Source organism: Nocardioides agri, assembly GCF_013778305.1.
Classification (GTDB): Bacteria; Actinomycetota; Actinomycetes; order Propionibacteriales; family Nocardioidaceae; genus Nocardioides; species Nocardioides agri.
The window spans coordinates 2,969,787-2,984,834 of record NZ_JACEIC010000002.1 but is presented as its reverse complement, the minus strand read 5'-3'; the positions used below and the strand labels follow the sequence as shown (position 1 = coordinate 2,984,834).

16 protein-coding genes and 1 tRNA gene are annotated in these 15,048 nt (G+C 73.5%); 4 read left to right on the top strand and 13 right to left on the bottom strand.

Translation table 11 applies throughout. The features are described from left to right. Nucleotides 1-21 precede the first annotated feature (21 nt). A complete protein-coding gene (locus HZF07_RS19060) occupies nucleotides 22-1,176 on the bottom strand; it encodes a transglycosylase family protein (RefSeq protein WP_309504850.1) in 1,155 nt (384 codons plus the stop codon). A 241-nt stretch (nucleotides 1,177-1,417) separates the two neighbouring features. Here HZF07_RS19060 and HZF07_RS19055 point away from each other — a divergent pair, with 241 nt between their 5' ends. After that, nucleotides 1,418-2,638, top strand: a complete 1,221-nt coding sequence (locus HZF07_RS19055) for an alpha/beta hydrolase domain-containing protein (protein ID WP_181645386.1) — start codon at nucleotides 1,418-1,420, stop codon at nucleotides 2,636-2,638. Between the two features lie 99 nt (nucleotides 2,639-2,737). Here the strand turns inward: HZF07_RS19055 and HZF07_RS19050 are convergent, their stop codons facing one another. From HZF07_RS19050 to rsmI, 3 genes are read right to left on the bottom strand one after another with little or no spacing between them, the layout of a single operon-like run. Then, entirely contained in the window at nucleotides 2,738-3,562 is an 825-nt protein-coding gene (locus HZF07_RS19050) for a TatD family hydrolase (protein WP_157343829.1), read from the bottom strand. Further along, nucleotides 3,559-4,395 carry an alpha/beta fold hydrolase gene (locus tag HZF07_RS19045; protein WP_157343827.1) on the bottom strand — a complete coding sequence of 279 codons (837 nt, stop codon included), beginning with the start codon at nucleotides 4,393-4,395 and terminating at the stop codon, nucleotides 3,559-3,561. The genes HZF07_RS19050 and HZF07_RS19045 overlap by 4 nt, the downstream gene beginning before the upstream one ends. Continuing rightward, on the bottom strand, nucleotides 4,392-5,243 hold the full coding sequence (rsmI, locus tag HZF07_RS19040; protein WP_309504849.1) for a 16S rRNA (cytidine(1402)-2'-O)-methyltransferase: 852 nt from the start codon (nucleotides 5,241-5,243) through the stop codon (nucleotides 4,392-4,394). Before rsmI ends, HZF07_RS19045 begins: the two co-directional genes overlap by 4 nt. An 18-nt stretch (nucleotides 5,244-5,261) precedes the next feature. On the opposite strand from rsmI, the gene HZF07_RS19035 reads away from it, so the two are divergent. The 3 genes from HZF07_RS19035 to HZF07_RS19025 are packed head-to-tail and all read left to right on the top strand — an operon-like array spanning nucleotide 5,262 to nucleotide 7,574. Continuing rightward, nucleotides 5,262-6,884, top strand: a complete 1,623-nt coding sequence (locus HZF07_RS19035) for a dolichyl-phosphate-mannose--protein mannosyltransferase (RefSeq protein ID WP_181645385.1) — start codon at nucleotides 5,262-5,264, stop codon at nucleotides 6,882-6,884. 8 nt (nucleotides 6,885-6,892) lie between these two features. Further along, nucleotides 6,893-7,300: a pyridoxamine 5'-phosphate oxidase family protein gene (locus HZF07_RS19030; protein WP_157343826.1), complete on the top strand. Its 408-nt coding sequence runs from the start codon at nucleotides 6,893-6,895 to the stop codon at nucleotides 7,298-7,300. Between the two features lie 10 nt (nucleotides 7,301-7,310). Continuing rightward, entirely contained in the window at nucleotides 7,311-7,574 is a 264-nt protein-coding gene (locus HZF07_RS19025; RefSeq protein ID WP_157343824.1) for a DUF3263 domain-containing protein, read from the top strand. 4 nt (nucleotides 7,575-7,578) lie between these two features. Here the strand turns inward: HZF07_RS19025 and HZF07_RS19020 are convergent, their stop codons facing one another. The 9 genes from HZF07_RS19020 to HZF07_RS18980 all read right to left on the bottom strand — a co-directional run bounded on the left by HZF07_RS19020 (nucleotide 7,579) and on the right by HZF07_RS18980 (nucleotide 15,043). After that, complete coding sequence (locus tag HZF07_RS19020) at nucleotides 7,579-9,015, bottom strand: PepSY-associated TM helix domain-containing protein (RefSeq protein ID WP_157343822.1); 1,437 nt, start codon at nucleotides 9,013-9,015, stop codon at nucleotides 7,579-7,581. A 76-nt stretch (nucleotides 9,016-9,091) separates the two neighbouring features. Beyond that, nucleotides 9,092-9,781 carry a hypothetical protein gene (locus HZF07_RS19015; protein ID WP_157343820.1) on the bottom strand — a complete coding sequence of 230 codons (690 nt, stop codon included), beginning with the start codon at nucleotides 9,779-9,781 and terminating at the stop codon, nucleotides 9,092-9,094. Between the two features lie 76 nt (nucleotides 9,782-9,857). Further along, nucleotides 9,858-9,933: transfer RNA gene (locus HZF07_RS19010), tRNA-Ala, on the bottom strand. Nucleotides 9,934-10,022: 89 nt separating this feature from the next. Beyond that, nucleotides 10,023-10,826: a divisome protein SepX/GlpR gene (sepX, locus tag HZF07_RS19005; RefSeq protein WP_157343818.1), complete on the bottom strand. Its 804-nt coding sequence runs from the start codon at nucleotides 10,824-10,826 to the stop codon at nucleotides 10,023-10,025. 61 nt (nucleotides 10,827-10,887) lie between these two features. Next, on the bottom strand, nucleotides 10,888-11,490 hold the full coding sequence (locus tag HZF07_RS19000) for a GNAT family N-acetyltransferase (RefSeq protein WP_157343817.1): 603 nt from the start codon (nucleotides 11,488-11,490) through the stop codon (nucleotides 10,888-10,890). Further along, nucleotides 11,487-11,957 carry a MogA/MoaB family molybdenum cofactor biosynthesis protein gene (locus HZF07_RS18995; protein ID WP_181645384.1) on the bottom strand — a complete coding sequence of 157 codons (471 nt, stop codon included), beginning with the start codon at nucleotides 11,955-11,957 and terminating at the stop codon, nucleotides 11,487-11,489. The genes HZF07_RS19000 and HZF07_RS18995 overlap by 4 nt, the downstream gene beginning before the upstream one ends. Further along, nucleotides 11,954-12,430, bottom strand: a complete 477-nt coding sequence (gene moaC, locus HZF07_RS18990) for a cyclic pyranopterin monophosphate synthase MoaC (RefSeq protein ID WP_157343815.1) — start codon at nucleotides 12,428-12,430, stop codon at nucleotides 11,954-11,956. The genes HZF07_RS18995 and moaC overlap by 4 nt, the downstream gene beginning before the upstream one ends. After that, nucleotides 12,430-13,671 (bottom strand): molybdotransferase-like divisome protein Glp, encoded by a 1,242-nt coding sequence (gene glp / locus HZF07_RS18985; protein ID WP_157343813.1) that lies wholly within the window; start codon nucleotides 13,669-13,671, stop codon nucleotides 12,430-12,432. Before glp ends, moaC begins: the two co-directional genes overlap by 1 nt. Further along, nucleotides 13,664-15,043 carry a UTP--glucose-1-phosphate uridylyltransferase gene (locus tag HZF07_RS18980; RefSeq protein ID WP_157343811.1) on the bottom strand — a complete coding sequence of 460 codons (1,380 nt, stop codon included), beginning with the start codon at nucleotides 15,041-15,043 and terminating at the stop codon, nucleotides 13,664-13,666. Before HZF07_RS18980 ends, glp begins: the two co-directional genes overlap by 8 nt. Nucleotides 15,044-15,048: the final 5 nt, after the last annotated feature.

The following is a 15,048-nucleotide window of genomic DNA, read 5'->3' as shown; positions in this document are numbered from 1 at the left end:
CTTCGTCGTCCGTCTGTCAGGTCAGCGCGGCAGGCCGAGCTTCGCAGCGCAGCCGGGCCAGGCGCCGTAGCCGCCGGACGCGTCGCGGACCTTGGTCGCGATCGCGATCTGGGTCTCGCGGCTGGCGGTGTGCGGCATGCCGGGGCCGCCGTACGCATGCCAGGTGCCGAGGCTGAACTGGAGGCCGCCGTAGTAGCCGTTGCCGGTGTTGGTCGCCCAGTTGCCGCCGGCCTCGCACTGCGCGAGGCGGTCCCAGACGCTGTCGCCGCCGGTGAAGTTCGCCGCGGCCTCCTTGGTGCCGACCTTGACGACCTCGTCGACAGGCTGGCGCCTGATGTCCTGGCTCAGCACCTTCTTCACCGAGATCTCGCCGTTGCGGTAGACGATCCGGTAGGTGACGTCGCGCAGGCCCTCGCGGCCCTCACGGACCACCTCGGACTCGCCCGCGTACATCGAGTCGTCCTCCTGCTCGACCGTGTCGAACGGGACGACCTCGTCGGAGACGTGCTTGGTCGTGACCTTCACGTCGGTGAAGACGAGCCGGTCGCCGTCCTCGAGCACGTGGTCGACCGCCGGCTTGGTCTGGTCGCGGGCGTCGAGCTCGACACCGAGGTCGTCGAGGGCGTCCTCGACGGTGAGCGCGGTGACCGTGCGCTCGACGGGGTGGCGGTCGCCGATCTTGACCGTGAGCTCCTTGGGCGTGACCACGTCGAGGGTCAGGCCGTCACGGTCCACGGCGCCGCTGCGGCTGGTGGACAGGTCGGCGCCGGCGTACCGGTGACCGATGGCGTCGAGCGCTCCGGAGACGGTGGTCGCGGTGACCCAGTAGGTCGTCGCCTCACCGTCGACGTTGACCTCGAAGGGGCGGGCGAAGTGCACCGAGATGCTGGACCCGTCGCTGACCTTCTCGTCGAGTGGCGGCGCGACCTTGTCGCGGTCGGTGACCTCGACGCCCTGGGCGGCGAGCACGTCGCCGACGGTGCCGCCGAACGCGGTGACCTGCTCGGACTCGCCGTCGAGGCTCACCGTCACCGTCTTGCTCAGGGCGCTGTAGCCGAAGGTGGTGCCGGCGACGGCAGTCACGACGACCGCGCACAGGGCGATCATCAGGGGGCGGCTGTGGGTGGCTCGGCGGAGCCAGCCGGGGGTCGAGGGGGTGTGCTCGTGGTCGGGCACGATTCTCCGAACGTCGTACGTCCCGGGCCTCGGGTGCCAGTGCGGCGGCGCCTCGCCTCCCGAGCGGGGCAGCGCCTGGTGTCTCCTGTTTCGGGCCCCACGAGGCCCTGTGCACTGGTCGAAATCGGGTCCCGATCCCGGCCTTCAGTCATCCAGACCAGCAGCGTTCCCTGGCGAATGCAAACCGAACCTCTCATATTCGGGCGGTCCGTGAGCAGGATCTCGTGGGTAAAGTCCGCCCGTGCGCACCTCCGAGCGAGCCGCCTTCACGGCGCTGACCAGCGGAAACGGCGTGTCGCTGGTGGCCGCCAACCCCGGTCCGGACCTGGCCGCCGCCGGCTACGTCGAGAGCGAGCTGCGCGCCGTCGGTGTCGCCGCCGCGCTGCACGGGGACGCGGCGGCGGCGTACGCGACCCGGGTCGTCGTGCGCCGCCCCGCCGCCGGTGGCAGCGGGACGCTGGTGGTCGAGTGGCTCAACGTGAGCAGCGGCCAGGACGCCGCGCCCGACTGGACCTACCTCGGCGAGGAGGTGGTCCGCCGCGGGCACGCCTGGGCGGGGGTCTCGGCGCAGGTGGTCGGGGTGGAGGGCGGCCCGCCGCGGGTCGCGACGGGCGTCACGCTCCAGGGGCTGAAGGAGCTCGACCCGCAGCGCTACGGCTCGCTGGCGCACCCCGGTGACGACTACTGCCACGACATCTACACCCAGGTGGCGCGCGGCCTCGCCGCCGACCTCGGGGCGACCTGCGTGCTGGCGATCGGGGAGTCGCAGTCGGCGTACGCGCTCACGACGTACCTCGAGCTGGTGCACTCCTCGGCCGGGCTGTTCGACGGGTTCCTGGTGCACAGCCGCGGTGGCGGTGCGCTGCACACCGACGCGCCCACCCCGATCCGCACCGACCACGCCGCGCCGGTGATGGTCGTGCAGACCGAGGGCGACCTGTTCGGGCGGCTCTCCTACCTGCCCGCCCGGCAGCCCGACGCCGAGCGCCTCCGGGTGTGGGAGATCGCCGGCGCCGCGCACGCGGACCTCTTCCAGATCGGCGCCTTCGAGTCCTTCCTCGGCTGCCCCGACCCGGTCAATCGCGGCCAGCAGGCGTACGTCGTGCGCGCGGCGCTGCGGTGGCTCGAGGGCTGGGCCCGCGGCGGACCCGCCGCCCCCGCGGCGCCCCGGCTGGAGGTCTCCGGCGACTCGTTCGTGGTCGACGGCGTCGGCAACGTGCGGGGCGGGGTGCGCACGCCGGTCGTCGACGCGCCCGCCGACGTGCTGTCCGGCTACGCCGCCCCCGGCGCCTCGGTGATCTGCGCGCTCTTCGGGCGGACGCTGCCACTGCCATCGCCGTTGTGGGAGTCGCAGGCCGACTACCTGGCGGCGTACACGGCGGCGACCGACGCGGCGATCGCCGCCGGGTTCGTGCTGGCCGAGGATCGCGACGCGGTGCTTGCCGAGGCGCGGTCCCTCTAGCCTCACGGGCCCCACTCCTCAGGGGTTGCTGTCACTTCTCAGGCGTTGCAACGGCCGAGAAGTGACGGATTCACCGGTGCACCGGTGATTCCGACGCCGTCACCACGCACCCCCGAACGCCGCCTCCGTGTTGGCGTCGAGAGCCGCACAGAGGTCGCCGAGGTCGTCGCCGCGCACCTCCGCCATGGCGCGCACGGTGAGCGGCACGAGGTAGGAGGCGTTGAGCCGGCCGCGGTGCGGGACCGGCGTGAGGTAGGGCGCGTCGGTCTCGACGAGCACCCGGTCCTGCGGGGTGACGGCCAGGGCCGCGCGGAGCGGCTCGGCGTTCTTGAAGGTGACCGTGCCGGCGAAGGAGAGGTAGGCGCCCCGCGACAGGCAGGAGCGCGCGAACTCGGCGTCGCCGGAGAAGCAGTGCATCACCCACCGCTCCGGAGCGCCCTCGCTGTCGAGCACCCGCAGCACCGCCTCGTGGGAGTCGCGGTCGTGGATGACCAGCGTCTTGTCGAGCCGCTTGGCGAGGTCGATGTGGCGTCGGAAGGACTCCTCCTGCACCGCCCGGCCCTCCTCACCGGTGCGGAAGAAGTCGAGCCCGGTCTCCCCGACGGCGCGGACCTTGTCGTGCGCGGCGGCCAGCGCCTCGATCTCGGCCATCGCGTCGTCCAGCGACGGCAGCCGGGGCGCCTCGTTGGGGTGGAGGGCGACGCCGGCGACCAGCGCGTCGTACGTCGCGGCCGCCTCGACCGCCCACCGGGCGCCGGGCAGGTCGCAGCCGATCTGGACGATGCGGGGGACGCCGACGCCGGCCGCGCGCGCCAGCGCCTCCCCCACGGGCACGGCCGGCTCGTCGCCCCGCGCGATGTCGAGGTGGCAGTGGTTGTCGACGACCGGGTGCGGAAGGGGCTCCGGGACGGGCGGACGGCTCATCCGCGGACCCGCGCCAGGATCGCGTCGGCGCACGCGTCGGCGGCCTGGGTCGGGATCCAGTGGCTGACGCCCTCGAGCACGACCAGCTCGTAGGGCCCGTCCACCCAGCGGGCGGTCCCGTCGACGCCCTCGCGGCCGATCGCGATGTCCCGGTCGCTCCACACGAGCGTGGTCGGCACCCGCACGTGGAAGTCCGTGGACCCGGGTCGGGTGACCGGCAGCGCGCGGTACCAGCCGAGCGCGTGCCGCAGGGCGCCGTACTCGACGATCTCGCGGCGGAAGCGGGCCACCTCGTCGGCGGTCATGCCGCCCTTGCGCATCGCCTGGTCGAACTGCCCGCCCGGCTTGCGCGCGGCCAGCTCCGGCAGCACCGGGATGTTGAAGACCGCCATGTAGCGCGACCGCCGCCGCTGCGAGGGGTTCTTCATCGCCCGGGCGAACGCCGCGGGGTGCGGCACCGACAGCGCCGTGTAGGTCAGGACCCGGTCGCCGAAGCGACCGGCGACCGCCCAGCCCACAGCGGCGCCCCAGTCGTGGCCGACGAGGTGCACCGGCTGCCCGATCTGCTCGATGAGCGCGGCGACGTCCCCGGCGAGGTGGTGCATGCGGTAGCTGCGGCGACCGCGCGGCCGCGCACCGGGCGAGTAGCCGCGCTGGTCGAGCGCGTAGGTGCGCAGCCCGGCCGCGTGCAGCCGCGGCACGACGTCGCGCCAGGTCGAGCTGCGCTCGGGGAAGCCGTGCAGCAGCACCACCGGGGTGCCGTCCTCGGGCCCCTCGTCGAGGACGTCGAAGCTCAGCCCGTCGTGGTGCAGGACGCGGATGCGGTCGCTCATGCCTTCCCTTCTCCCCCGTGGACCAGGTTGTAGACGTCGCGCTTGGGCACGCCGGCGCGCCGGGCGACCTCGACGATCGCCTCCTTGCGGCGTACGCCGTCCGCCTCGAGCTCGGCGACGGCTGCGAGCAGGCTGGCCGGGTCGGAGGCCACCTCGGCGGCCGGTGGGGCGCCGGCCACGACGATCGTGACCTCGCCGCGGACACCCTCGGCCGCCCAGGCGACCAGGTCTCCGAGCGGACCGCGGCGTACCTCCTCGTGGGTCTTGGTCAGCTCGCGGCAGACGGCGGCCGGCCGGTCGTCGCCGAGCGCCTGCGCCATCGCCGCCAGCGCGGCCTCGGTGCGGTGCGGCGCCTCGAAGAACACCATCGTGCGCTTCTCGGCGGCAAGCGCGGACAGCCGCCGCGAGCGCTCCCCCGCCTTGCGCGGCAGGAAGCCCTCGAAGCAGAACCGGTCGACCGGCAGGCCGCTCACCGCCAGCGCGGTCAGCACCGCGGACGGACCGGGCACCGCCGTGACGAGCACGTCGTGCTCGACCGCCGCCGCGACCAGCCGGTAGCCGGGGTCGGACACGCTCGGCATGCCGGCGTCGGTGACCAGCAGCACCCGGTCGCCGGCGAGCAGCGCCTCCAGCAGTGCCGGGGTGCGCGCGGACTCGTTGCCCTCGAAGTACGAGACGACCCGCCCGGCGACGGTGACCCCGAGGTCGGTGGTCAGCCGCTTGAGCCGGCGGGTGTCCTCGGCCGCGACCACGTCGGCGGTCGCGAGCTCCTCGGCCAGTCGCGGCGGGGCGTCACCGACGCGCCCGATGGGAGTTGCCGCGAGCACGAGCACGCCAGTTGTCGACACGCCCTAGAGTCTCCCATCGTGACGCCCGAGGAGCCGCCGACGCCGTCAGCGTGGGCGCGTGCCCGGAGCCGGACCCGCTCCGAGGACCCCATCGTCGGGTGGGCGTCGAGCATCGGCGTGGCCCTGCTGGCGCTGCTCCTGCGGCTGTGGGGGCTCGGCAAGCCGCACCAGTTCTCCTTCGACGAGACCTACTACGCCAAGGACGCGTGGTCGCTGCTGCACCACGGCTACGCGCAGAACTACGTCGAGGACGCCAACCAGAGGATCCTCGACGGTACGACGACCGGGCTCTGGCGCGACGGGCCCGAGATGGCGGTGCACCCCGACGTCGGCAAGTGGCTGATCGCACTGGGCGAGAAGGCCTTCGGCATGGACCCCTTCGGCTGGCGGGTGTCCGCGGCGGTGGTGGGCGCGTTGATGGTGCTGGTGATGTGCCGGCTCGCGCGCCGGCTCACCGGCTCCACGCTGCTCGGCTGCGTCGCCGGCCTGCTGCTCTGCCTCGACGGCATCCACTTCGTGCTCTCCCGCCTGGCGCTGCTCGACATCTTCGTCGCGTTCTTCCTGCTGTGCGGCGTGCACTGCCTGGTCGCCGACCGCGACTGGCACCGGGCGCGGCTCGCCCGGCTGCTCCCGGAGCCGGTGACCACCGACCGGGGCTGGGGCCCGGTGCGAGGTGTGCTCTTCCGGCCGTGGATGCTGCTCGGTGGCGTCTGCTGGGGCCTGGCCATCGGCACCAAGTGGGAGGCGCTCTACGCGCTCGCCGCGTTCGGCGCCCTCTCCTGGCTGTGGTCGGCCGGCGCCCGCCGCTCGTTCGGCGTGCGATGGCCGGTGCTCCGTGCGGCGGTGGTCGACGGCATCCCGTCGTTCGTGCAGCTGGTGCTGGTCGCCCTGGTCGTCTACGTCGCGAGCTGGACCGGCTGGCTCGTCAACGCGCACGAGTACGAGGAGCACCTCTCCGCGACGCAGTACACCCACTACGCCGGCGGCGAGGACTGGCCGACGGCGTCCGAGCCGGACGCCGAGGGACTCGGCGAGGTGACCCAGTCGCTGCGGTCGCTGTGGCACTACCACCGCGACCTCTACATGTTCCACACCCACTTCCTCAACGACAGCACGCACGACTACGCCTCCAAGCCGTCCGGGTGGCTGCTGCTCAACCGGCCGGTGGGGGTCGCCGCCGACACCGGCATCCAGCCCGGCACCCGCGGCTGCGACGCGCCGGCCGGCAGCACCTGCCTGCGCCAGGTGCTGCTGCTCGGCACGCCGACGATCTGGTGGGGCGGCTGCCTGGCGCTGCTGTTCGCGCTGGTGATGTGGATCGGCGCGCGGGACTGGCGGTGGGGCGTCGCGGTGGTCGGGACGGCGGCGACCTGGCTGCCGTGGCTCCAGTACGACGACCGCCCGATCTTCTCCTTCTACGTGGTCATCACGCTGCCGTTCGTGGTCCTGGCGCTGACGATGACGATGGGCACGCTGATCGGCGCCGAGGGCCGCGCCCGCCGGACGGCGGGCGTCGTCGTGTCGGGCGCCTTCCTGGTGCTGACCGTGCTGAACTTCGCGTGGTTCTGGCCGATCTGGACCAACCAGCTCCTGACGCACCAGGAGTGGGTCAACCGCATCTGGTTCACCCGGTGGATCTGAGGAGTGACATGACGTCGTGGCGCCCAGGGTGGGACGAGCTCCCGCCCACCCTGCTGGAGTTCTGGACCGAGCGGCACCTGTGCACGCTGACCACCCTGCGCGCGGACGGCACCCCGCACGTCGTCCCCGTCGGCGTCGCGCTCGACGTCGAGGAGCGGTGCGCCTGGGTGATCACCAACGGCTCCTCACGCAAGGCGGCCCAGGTCGCCGCCGACGGCCGGGTCGCCGCCTGCCAGGTCGACGGCGCCCGGTGGTCGACGATCGAGGGCACCGCACAGGTGCGCGCCGACGAGGCGTCCGTGGCGCGCGCCGTGGCCCGCTACGCCGTGCGCTACCGCACGCCGAGGCCCAACCCGCAGCGGGTCGCGCTCCGGATCGAGGTCGACCGATTCCTCGTCTCGGCCGGCCTCGTGTGAGGATTTCTGCATGCACGCCGACGCCACCGAGCTGACTGATCTCGACCGCGAGATCCTCGCGTTCGAGCAGGACTGGGTCGCACACGCGGGCGCCAAGGACGACGCGGTCCGCGAGCGATTCGACCTCACTCCCACCGGCTACCACCAGCTGCTCAACCGGCTGATCGACCTGCCCGCCGCCGAGGCGCACGCACCGCGGCTGGTCCGCCGGCTGCGGCGCCGCCGGACGGCGCGCCAGGAGCAGCGCAGCGCCCGGCGGCTCGCCGGAGACTGACCCGCTACGTCGTCGCGAACCACCGGCCGAGCCCGGGCACCCGGCGCAGCACCAGCTGGTCGAGCACGAGCACCACGAGCAGCGAGAGCCCGAAGAACGGCAGGAAGACGCCGAGCGCGACGAGGCCGACCGCGAGCAGCGGCGTGCCCGTGACCGGCATCCGGCCGCGGGGCGCCCCGATCGTGGCGCCGCCCCTCGGGCGGCGCCGCCACCACATCAGCGGGCCGCTGAGGCACATGAAGACGGTCGCCAGGCACATCAGCGCCGAGCCCCAGAACGACCAGATCCCGAGGCTGCGGCCCTCGTGCAGCCCGATGCCCTGCGAGACGACCTTGGCCAGCGCCGGGTAGTCGTCGAACCCGTACGTCGACACCACCTGCCCGCCATACCGGTCGACGTGCACGGTCTGCTCGTCCGAGGGTGCGTCGAAGGCGTAGCCGATCACGGAGTAGACGCCGCCCTCGTCGCCGGCGGCGGGGAGGGCGACGGTCATGGGGTGCCGCAGCCCGGTTCCGTCGGCGACGGTGATCGCGGTGTCGACGTTGGCGACGCTGCGCTCACCGTCGCCGGGCGGGGTCGACTCGGGGACCTCGGACTCCTGCTGCGCCCAGGGGATGTCCTTGGCGTGGCTGTGCGGCAGCGACTCGTCCAGCGTCGAGGTCGGGCTGCTGACCGCGCCGTGGTCGAGGCTCCACATCGAGGTGCCGCGCTCGGTCGCCAGCGTCTGCACCTTGGCGCCCCAGAAGTCGGTCCACGGCAGCCCGCTGACCAGCAGCGCCAGCAGCCCCACGCCGGCGACCGCGCCGACCAGGCCGTGCCGCCAGCGCAGCCTCGCGCCGGTGCGGCCGGCTCTGCGGGCCCGCCGCCGGGCCTTGAAGCCACGGGCGAAGAGGTAGTAGCCGGTCAGCGCCATCACGATGGCCCAACAGGCGCCGAGCTCGATGACGTAGCCGCCCCACCTGCTCCCGGTCATCAGGTCGGCGTGCAGCCGGATCGCGGTCCCCGAGAGAGTCGTGTCGGGGTCGAGCGAGCCCAGCACCTCGGGACCGTAGGGGCTGACGTAGACGTCGCGGCTGGCTCCGTCGGCGGTGGTGATCGAGACGACCGTCGGGCTCCCGGCGTCCTTCGGCTCGGTCAGCGACACCGCCGTCGAGCCGGGGTATGCCGACTCGACGACCGCCAGCTGCTGGACGTAGGGCTGGGCCACGGCGCCGCCCGGCGGGTCGACCCTCATCAGGTCGGGGTGCATGAGGGGCTCGATCTGGAAGCGGAAGAGGTAGATCAGGCCGGTCACCGCGAGCAGCAGCAGCACGGGGACGACGATGAAGCTGGCGAAGAAGTGCCAGCGCCACACCGCGCGGAACCAGCCGGAGCCGGAGCGCTCCGGACGGCGCTCGCGCGGGTCGGCCGGCGGGTGGGCAGGGGTGAGCAGGTCGGTCATGGGACTCCTCGAGACAGGGCGCGCGGGAACGCGCGGGTACGCCGGACGCGCACGGCGCCGGCGTGGGGTGGGGCTGTCAGACGAGGAGGAGGGGTGGCCCGCGCCGGGAGTCGGGGCGGACCAGCCAGACCGACCGCGGGCCGGCGAGAGCCCGGGCGGCGTCGACCGGGGCGACCCGGGGCGGGACGACGACCGGCGCGAGCGCCCACGCGGCGGCCAGGACGCGGCGGCCGCTGAGCGCGATCAGGGTGAACAGGCAGCGCTCGCCGTACCCGAGCCAGAGGCCGACGAGCGCAGCGGCGGCGAGGTGGGCGGCCATCATCGGCGCGTGCGCGGCCAGGTCGCCGACGAGGTGGCCGATCGGCAGGGTCGGGGCGAGCCCGCCCTGGCTGGACATCCCGTCGTAGGCGTCCTGCAGCGAGCCGACCCGGCGCCCGTCGACGGTCGGCAGCGTGCCGAGCGGGGTGCCGCGCGGCGTCGCGACGGCCGCCACCCGGTCACCGGCGTGGCCCGCGGCCACCGACAGCACCAGGTGGATGGCCGTCTGGCCGCCGACCAGCAGCGCGACCATGCGCAGGGGCGAGACCTGGCGCGCCAGCACCGGCGCGCTGAGCAGGACCGACCCGACGAGCAGCGCGACGAGGAACGGCGGACCGGGCAGGAGGCCGTCGGCCGTGACGTGTCCGGCCACGCCGAGGAAGAGCGTCACCACGCCCAGGACCACCGCGCGCACCCACAGCACGGCGGCGTCGATCCGGGCGGTCACGCCCGAAAGTCTCCCACAGTGGTCGACTAGCGCCGGCAACGACAAACGCCCGGATCGACCGATCCGGGCGCTTCTCTGGTGGAGCTGAGGGGATTCGAACCCCTGACCTTCTCATTGCGAACGAGACGCGCTACCAACTGCGCCACAGCCCCAGGTGTTGAGTTCTCAGCGCCCCGGAGGACGCGGTGGGAAACGTTAGCACCACCGATCGGCACGGGCCGAATCGACCCCGGGGACCGGATCAGGAGCCGGTGGCGCGGCGCTCGTCGCCGTCGCGACGGGCCCGGCGGGCGGCCTTGTCGGCCTTGTCGGCCTCGCGCGCGATCTGCGCGTCGGCGTCGGTGCGGCCCGAGGTCCAGACACCGGTGGCGTCGAGGTCGATGGTGCGCACCGAGCGGGTGGCGGTCGGCTTGCCGACGTAGGTCGGGAGCGTGACCGGCACCGGGTCCCACATCGCCGGGTCCACGATCGCCGAGATGCCGGCGGACGTGTCGACCATCGGGTCGATCGCGTCGTCCTCCTCCGACGGCCCGGCCGGGACCTCGACCTGCTCGCCCTGCTCGGGCTCGGCCGGCTCGGCGGGCATCCGGGCGGCCGGGCGCAGCGCCTTGCGCTCGCCCTTGACCATGAGCCGGCAGGCGACCAGCCAGGCGACGAGCAGGCCGGCCGGGATCGCGGCGTACGGCCAGGCGACGACCGCGAACGCCGCCAGCGCGACCAGGGTGACGTTGGCGACCAGGAGGAGCGCGAGCACGTTGCGGCGCCGCTTCGTGGCGCGCTTCGCCGCGGCCCGCCGGGCCTGGAGATGGGCCGGGGTCGGCGCGGGCGGCTCGGTCGTCTCCGCGGCCGGGGCCGGCTGGGGGGTGACGAGCGTGGTGCCCTTCTTGTCGACCGCGTCGCGCCGCGCGAGCACCCGCATCGTGTGCGAGAAGCGGTCGACGGTGCGACTGCGGGCCACCTCGTGGTGGTGCTTGAGCGCGAGCGGCAGCAGGTAGGCGGCCCACGCCACGGCAAGGGCGACGAAGATCAGTGCGCTCAGGTCCACGAGACAGAGGTTATGAGCGCTACCTCACCACACCTCGGATGTCTACAGGTGTGTCGCAAAATCACTCGTGTGACTCGTGTGCCGACAGCCGCGCGACCATCCCCTCCGGGCACTCCTCCACGGTGATCGCGTAGATCCGGTGGTCGCGCCACGCGCCGTCGATGTGCAGGAACTTCGGGGCGTACCCGACCTCGTGCATGCCGAGCTTCTCCGCGACGCGCAGCGAGTTCGTGTTCTCGGGCCGGATCGCGAGCTCGACGCGGTGCAGGCCGGCGACCCGGAAGCAGTGGTCGGTCACCAGCGCGACCGCCAGCGGCGTCACCCCGCGGCCGGCGTACCGCTGGTCGAGCCAGTAGCCGATCGAGGCGAACTGCGCCGACCCGCGCACGATGTTGTTGACCGTCACCTGGCCGGCGAACCGCCCGCCCACCTCGATCGCGAAGGGGTACGTCGTGCCCGCGCGCGCCTGCTTGTGCAGCCGGCGGACCAGGCTGCGGAAGCTGTCGGGGCGGGCGGTGGCGCCGGGCGGGACCGTGGCGTCCCAGGGCGCGAGCCACGCGGCGTTGCGGCGCCGGACCTCGCGCCAGGCGCGCCCGTCCGCGGCCTCCAGCGGCCGGACGGTGACGTCACCGGACCGCAGCCGCGCCGGCCACGCCTGGCTCAATGGTCACTCCCGACGAGCTGCTCGGCGGCGTGCACGAGGATCGGCTCCAGCACCGCGAGCCCGTCCCTCACCCCACCCCGCGACCCGGGCAGGTTCACGACCAGGCACTCCCCCGCGACGCCGGCCAGACCTCGCGACAGCACGGCTGCCGGGACGCCGTTCGCGACGCCGTGCGCGCGGATCGCCTCGGCGATGCCGGGCACCTCCCGGTCCAGCAGCGGGCGGGTGACCTCGGGGGTCCGGTCCGTCGGGGTGAGCCCGGTGCCGCCGGTCGTGAGCACCACGCGGGCGCCGGCCGCGACGGCTGCGGAGATCGCGGCGCCGACGGGCTCGCCGTCCGGGACGACGACGGGCGCCTCGACGTCGAAGCCGAGGCCGCGCAGGAGGTCGACGATCAGCGGGCCGGTCGTGTCCTCGTAGACCCCGGCGGCGGCCCGGTTGGAGGCGACCACGACGGCCCCGATCACCTCGACCAGTCCCCGGACTTGCCGCCGGTCTTGGTCTCGACCCGCACGGCGGTGATCACCGCGCCCTTGTCGACGGCCTTGACCATGTCGACGACCGTGAGCGCCGCCACCGCGACCGCGGTGAGCGCCTCCATCTCGACCCCGGTGCGGTCGGTGGTCCTCACCGTGGCGCTGATCTCCACGGCGTCGTCGGCGACGGCCAGGTCGACGGTCACGCCGGAGACCGCGAGCGGGTGGCACAGCGGGATCAGCGCCGGCGTCTGCTTGGCGCCCATGATCCCCGCGATCCGGGCGACGGCGAGCGCATCGCCCTTGGGCACGCCCTCGCCCCGCAGCAGCGCGACGACCTCCGCCGAGACCAGCACCCGCCCGGACGCGGTCGCGGTGCGCGCGGTGACGTCCTTGCCGGACACGTCGACCATCCGCGCCGCGCCGGACTCGTCCACGTGCGTGAGCCGGGACGGATCCGTCATCAGAACTCCTCGTCGAGCCTCAGCACCTGCACCTGCTCGCCGGCCGCGACCTCGGTGACGTCGTCGGGCACCACGACCAGCGCGTTGGACGATGCCAGATCGCCGATCAGGTGGGAACCGTGTCCACCGACCGGCGCGGCGTAGACCCCGCTCGCGTCGACGCCGACCTCGGCGCGCACCATCTGGCGGCGCCCCTCGGGTGAGCTGATCGCGCGGGTCAGCCGGGCCGCCACGGTCGGGCGGACGTACGGCGTACGCCCCATCATCTTGCGGATCGCCGGCAGCACGAACTGCTCGAAGGAGACGTACGACGAGACCGGGTTGCCCGGCAGCGTGAAGATCGGGATCTGCCGCTCGCCCACGTGCCCGAACCCCTGCGGCTTGCCCGGCTGCATCCTGATCCCGCCGAACCACACGCCCAGCGGGGCGAGCGCCGCCTTGACCACGTCGAAGTCGCCCTGCGACACCCCGCCGCTCGTCACGACCAGGTCGGCCCGGCTGAGCTGGTCCTCGAGCGCGTCGAGGAACTCACCGGGGTGGTCGGGCACGATGCCGACGCGGTAGACGATCGCGCCGGCCCGCCGGGCGGCGGCGGCCAGCAGGAAGGAGTTGCCGTCGTAGATCGAGTCGGCATCGAGCGCGGAGCCGGGGTCGCGCAGCTCCGAGCCGGTGGACAGCACGACGACCCGCGGCCGCGGTCGCGCCCGGACGGTGGCCCGCCCGGCGGCCGCGATCAGGCCGAGGTGCCGCGGTCCGAGCACGGTGCCCGCGGAGACCAGGACGTCGCCGACCGCGACGTCGTCGCCCTCGGGCCGGATGTGCTGGCCCGGGGCCGGGGCCCGGTCGATCCGGACGGTCTCGGCGCCCCGGTCGGTCCACTCGTAGGGGACGACGCTGTCGGCGCCCGCCGGCACCGGCGCGCCGGTCATGATCTTCGCCGCCGTGCCCGGCGCCAGCTGGGTGGGTCCGCCCTGGCCGGCGCCGATCTCGCCGACGACCGGCAGGTGGACCGGCGACCCCTCGCCGGCGGCGGCGACGTCGGCGTGGCGGACGGCGTACCCGTCCATCGCCGAGTTGTCGAACGACGGCAGCGCGACCTCGGCGACGACGTCCTCGACCAGCGGCAGGCCGAGGGCCTCCATGAGCGGCTGCGGGAAGTCGGTGAGCGATCGGATCGAGGCGAGGATCCGGTCGCGGTGCTCGTCGACGCTCAGCAACCTGTCGGGCGGGGCGTCAGCCATCGGCGAGCACGGTGTCGGCCGGGATCCGCTGCGCCGCGGCCGCGGAGAGGCTGACGTCGCCGACGACCTGCACGCCGTGGCCGAAGGTCCAGTCGCCCCCGACCTTCAACGACTGCGCCTTGCGCATCGACGGCGCCCCCTCGGGGAAGCGCTTGTCGAAGTCGGCGACCAGCTTGTAGTAGTGGGCGTCGAGGTCGACGTAGGGGATCTCGGTGGCGATCTGGTCGAGCACGAAGTCCCGGCCGATGTCGTAGACGTCGGAGCGCAGCACCAGCAGGTCGTTGGTCGTCTTGACCGGCACGAACCGGTCGCGGCCGACCTCGATCAGCTGGGTGCCCTCGAACACCTCGACGGCCGCGCCCATCGCGGTCTCGATCTGGATGACCTCGGGCGTGCTGGAGTCGCCGGGGTCGAGGGTCTTGACGTTGCGGATCAGCGGCAGCCCGAGGACCCCGTCGCGCTCGTCGAGCGCCGCCTTCATCGCGGCCAGGTCGAACCACAGGTTGTTGGTCGAGCAGAACTTGTGCCTATCGAGGTCGGCCAGCGCGTCGAGGTCCTCGGGCAGCGTCTGCGCGGTCTCGCGGAGCACGATCCGCCCGCTCGTCGTCCGCCGCGCGAAGTGGCCGCCCTTGCGGTCGGACGGCGTACGCCGGACCGCCTCGATCGCGAACGGCGCGCCGCTGCCGGCGAACCAGCCGGCGACCCGCGGGTCGGGCACCGCGCCGAGGTTGTCGGAGTTGGAGACGAAGACGTAGCGGTAGCCGCGCTCGATGAGCCGGTCGAGCAGACCGGTGCCGCGCAGCGCCGTGTAGAGGTCGCCGTGACCGGGCGGGCACCACTCGAGGGCGGGGTCCTTCGGCCACGTCGCCGGGCTGAGGTCCTTGGCCAGCAGCTTGGGCTCCTTGTTCTGCAGGAACTCCAGCGGCAGCCCCTCGACCGGCAGGTCGGCGTAGCGGGCGAGGGCGGCCATCGTGTCGGCCGAGGTGCGGAAGCTGTTCATGAAGAGCAACGGCAGGGTGGCGTCGTGCTCCTTGCGCAGGTGCAGCACCTGGCGGGCGATGATGTCGAGGAAGGAGAGCCCGCGCCGCACGCACAGCAGCGACTTCGCGCGGTCCATGCCCATCGACGTGCCGAGTCCGCCGTTGAGCTTGATGACCACGGTCGCGCGGAGGGCGGCGGCGCCCTCCTCGGGGTCCACGTCCACTGACGCCAGCGACGGCATGTCGACGGGCTCGATCGCCGACTCGGGGATCATCCCCGTCTCGCCGTGCTCGAGGAGGCGGTAGTAGTGGGCGAAGGTCTCGATCGCGACCTCGTCGACTCCGGCTGCGGCCATCTTGTCGCGCGCCTTCTTGAGGCCAGGACTACCCATACTCA

What these genes read in the sequence shown, in the direction of transcription:
- HZF07_RS19050 (WP_157343829.1), bottom strand. Translation starts at nt 3,562, where the DNA reads ATGAGCCGTCCGCCCGTCCCGGAGCCCCTTCCGCACCCGGTCGTCGAC.
- moaC (WP_157343815.1), bottom strand. Translation starts at nt 12,430, where the DNA reads ATGACGGATCCGTCCCGGCTCACGCACGTGGACGAGTCCGGCGCGGCG.
- HZF07_RS19025 (WP_157343824.1), top strand. Translation starts at nt 7,311, where the DNA reads ATGCACGCCGACGCCACCGAGCTGACTGATCTCGACCGCGAGATCCTC.
- HZF07_RS19020 (WP_157343822.1), bottom strand. Translation starts at nt 9,015, where the DNA reads ATGACCGACCTGCTCACCCCTGCCCACCCGCCGGCCGACCCGCGCGAG.
- glp (WP_157343813.1), bottom strand. Translation starts at nt 13,671, where the DNA reads ATGGCTGACGCCCCGCCCGACAGGTTGCTGAGCGTCGACGAGCACCGC.
- HZF07_RS19030 (WP_157343826.1), top strand. Translation starts at nt 6,893, where the DNA reads ATGACGTCGTGGCGCCCAGGGTGGGACGAGCTCCCGCCCACCCTGCTG.
- HZF07_RS18980 (WP_157343811.1), bottom strand. Translation starts at nt 15,043, where the DNA reads ATGGGTAGTCCTGGCCTCAAGAAGGCGCGCGACAAGATGGCCGCAGCC.
- HZF07_RS19045 (WP_157343827.1), bottom strand. Translation starts at nt 4,395, where the DNA reads ATGAGCGACCGCATCCGCGTCCTGCACCACGACGGGCTGAGCTTCGAC.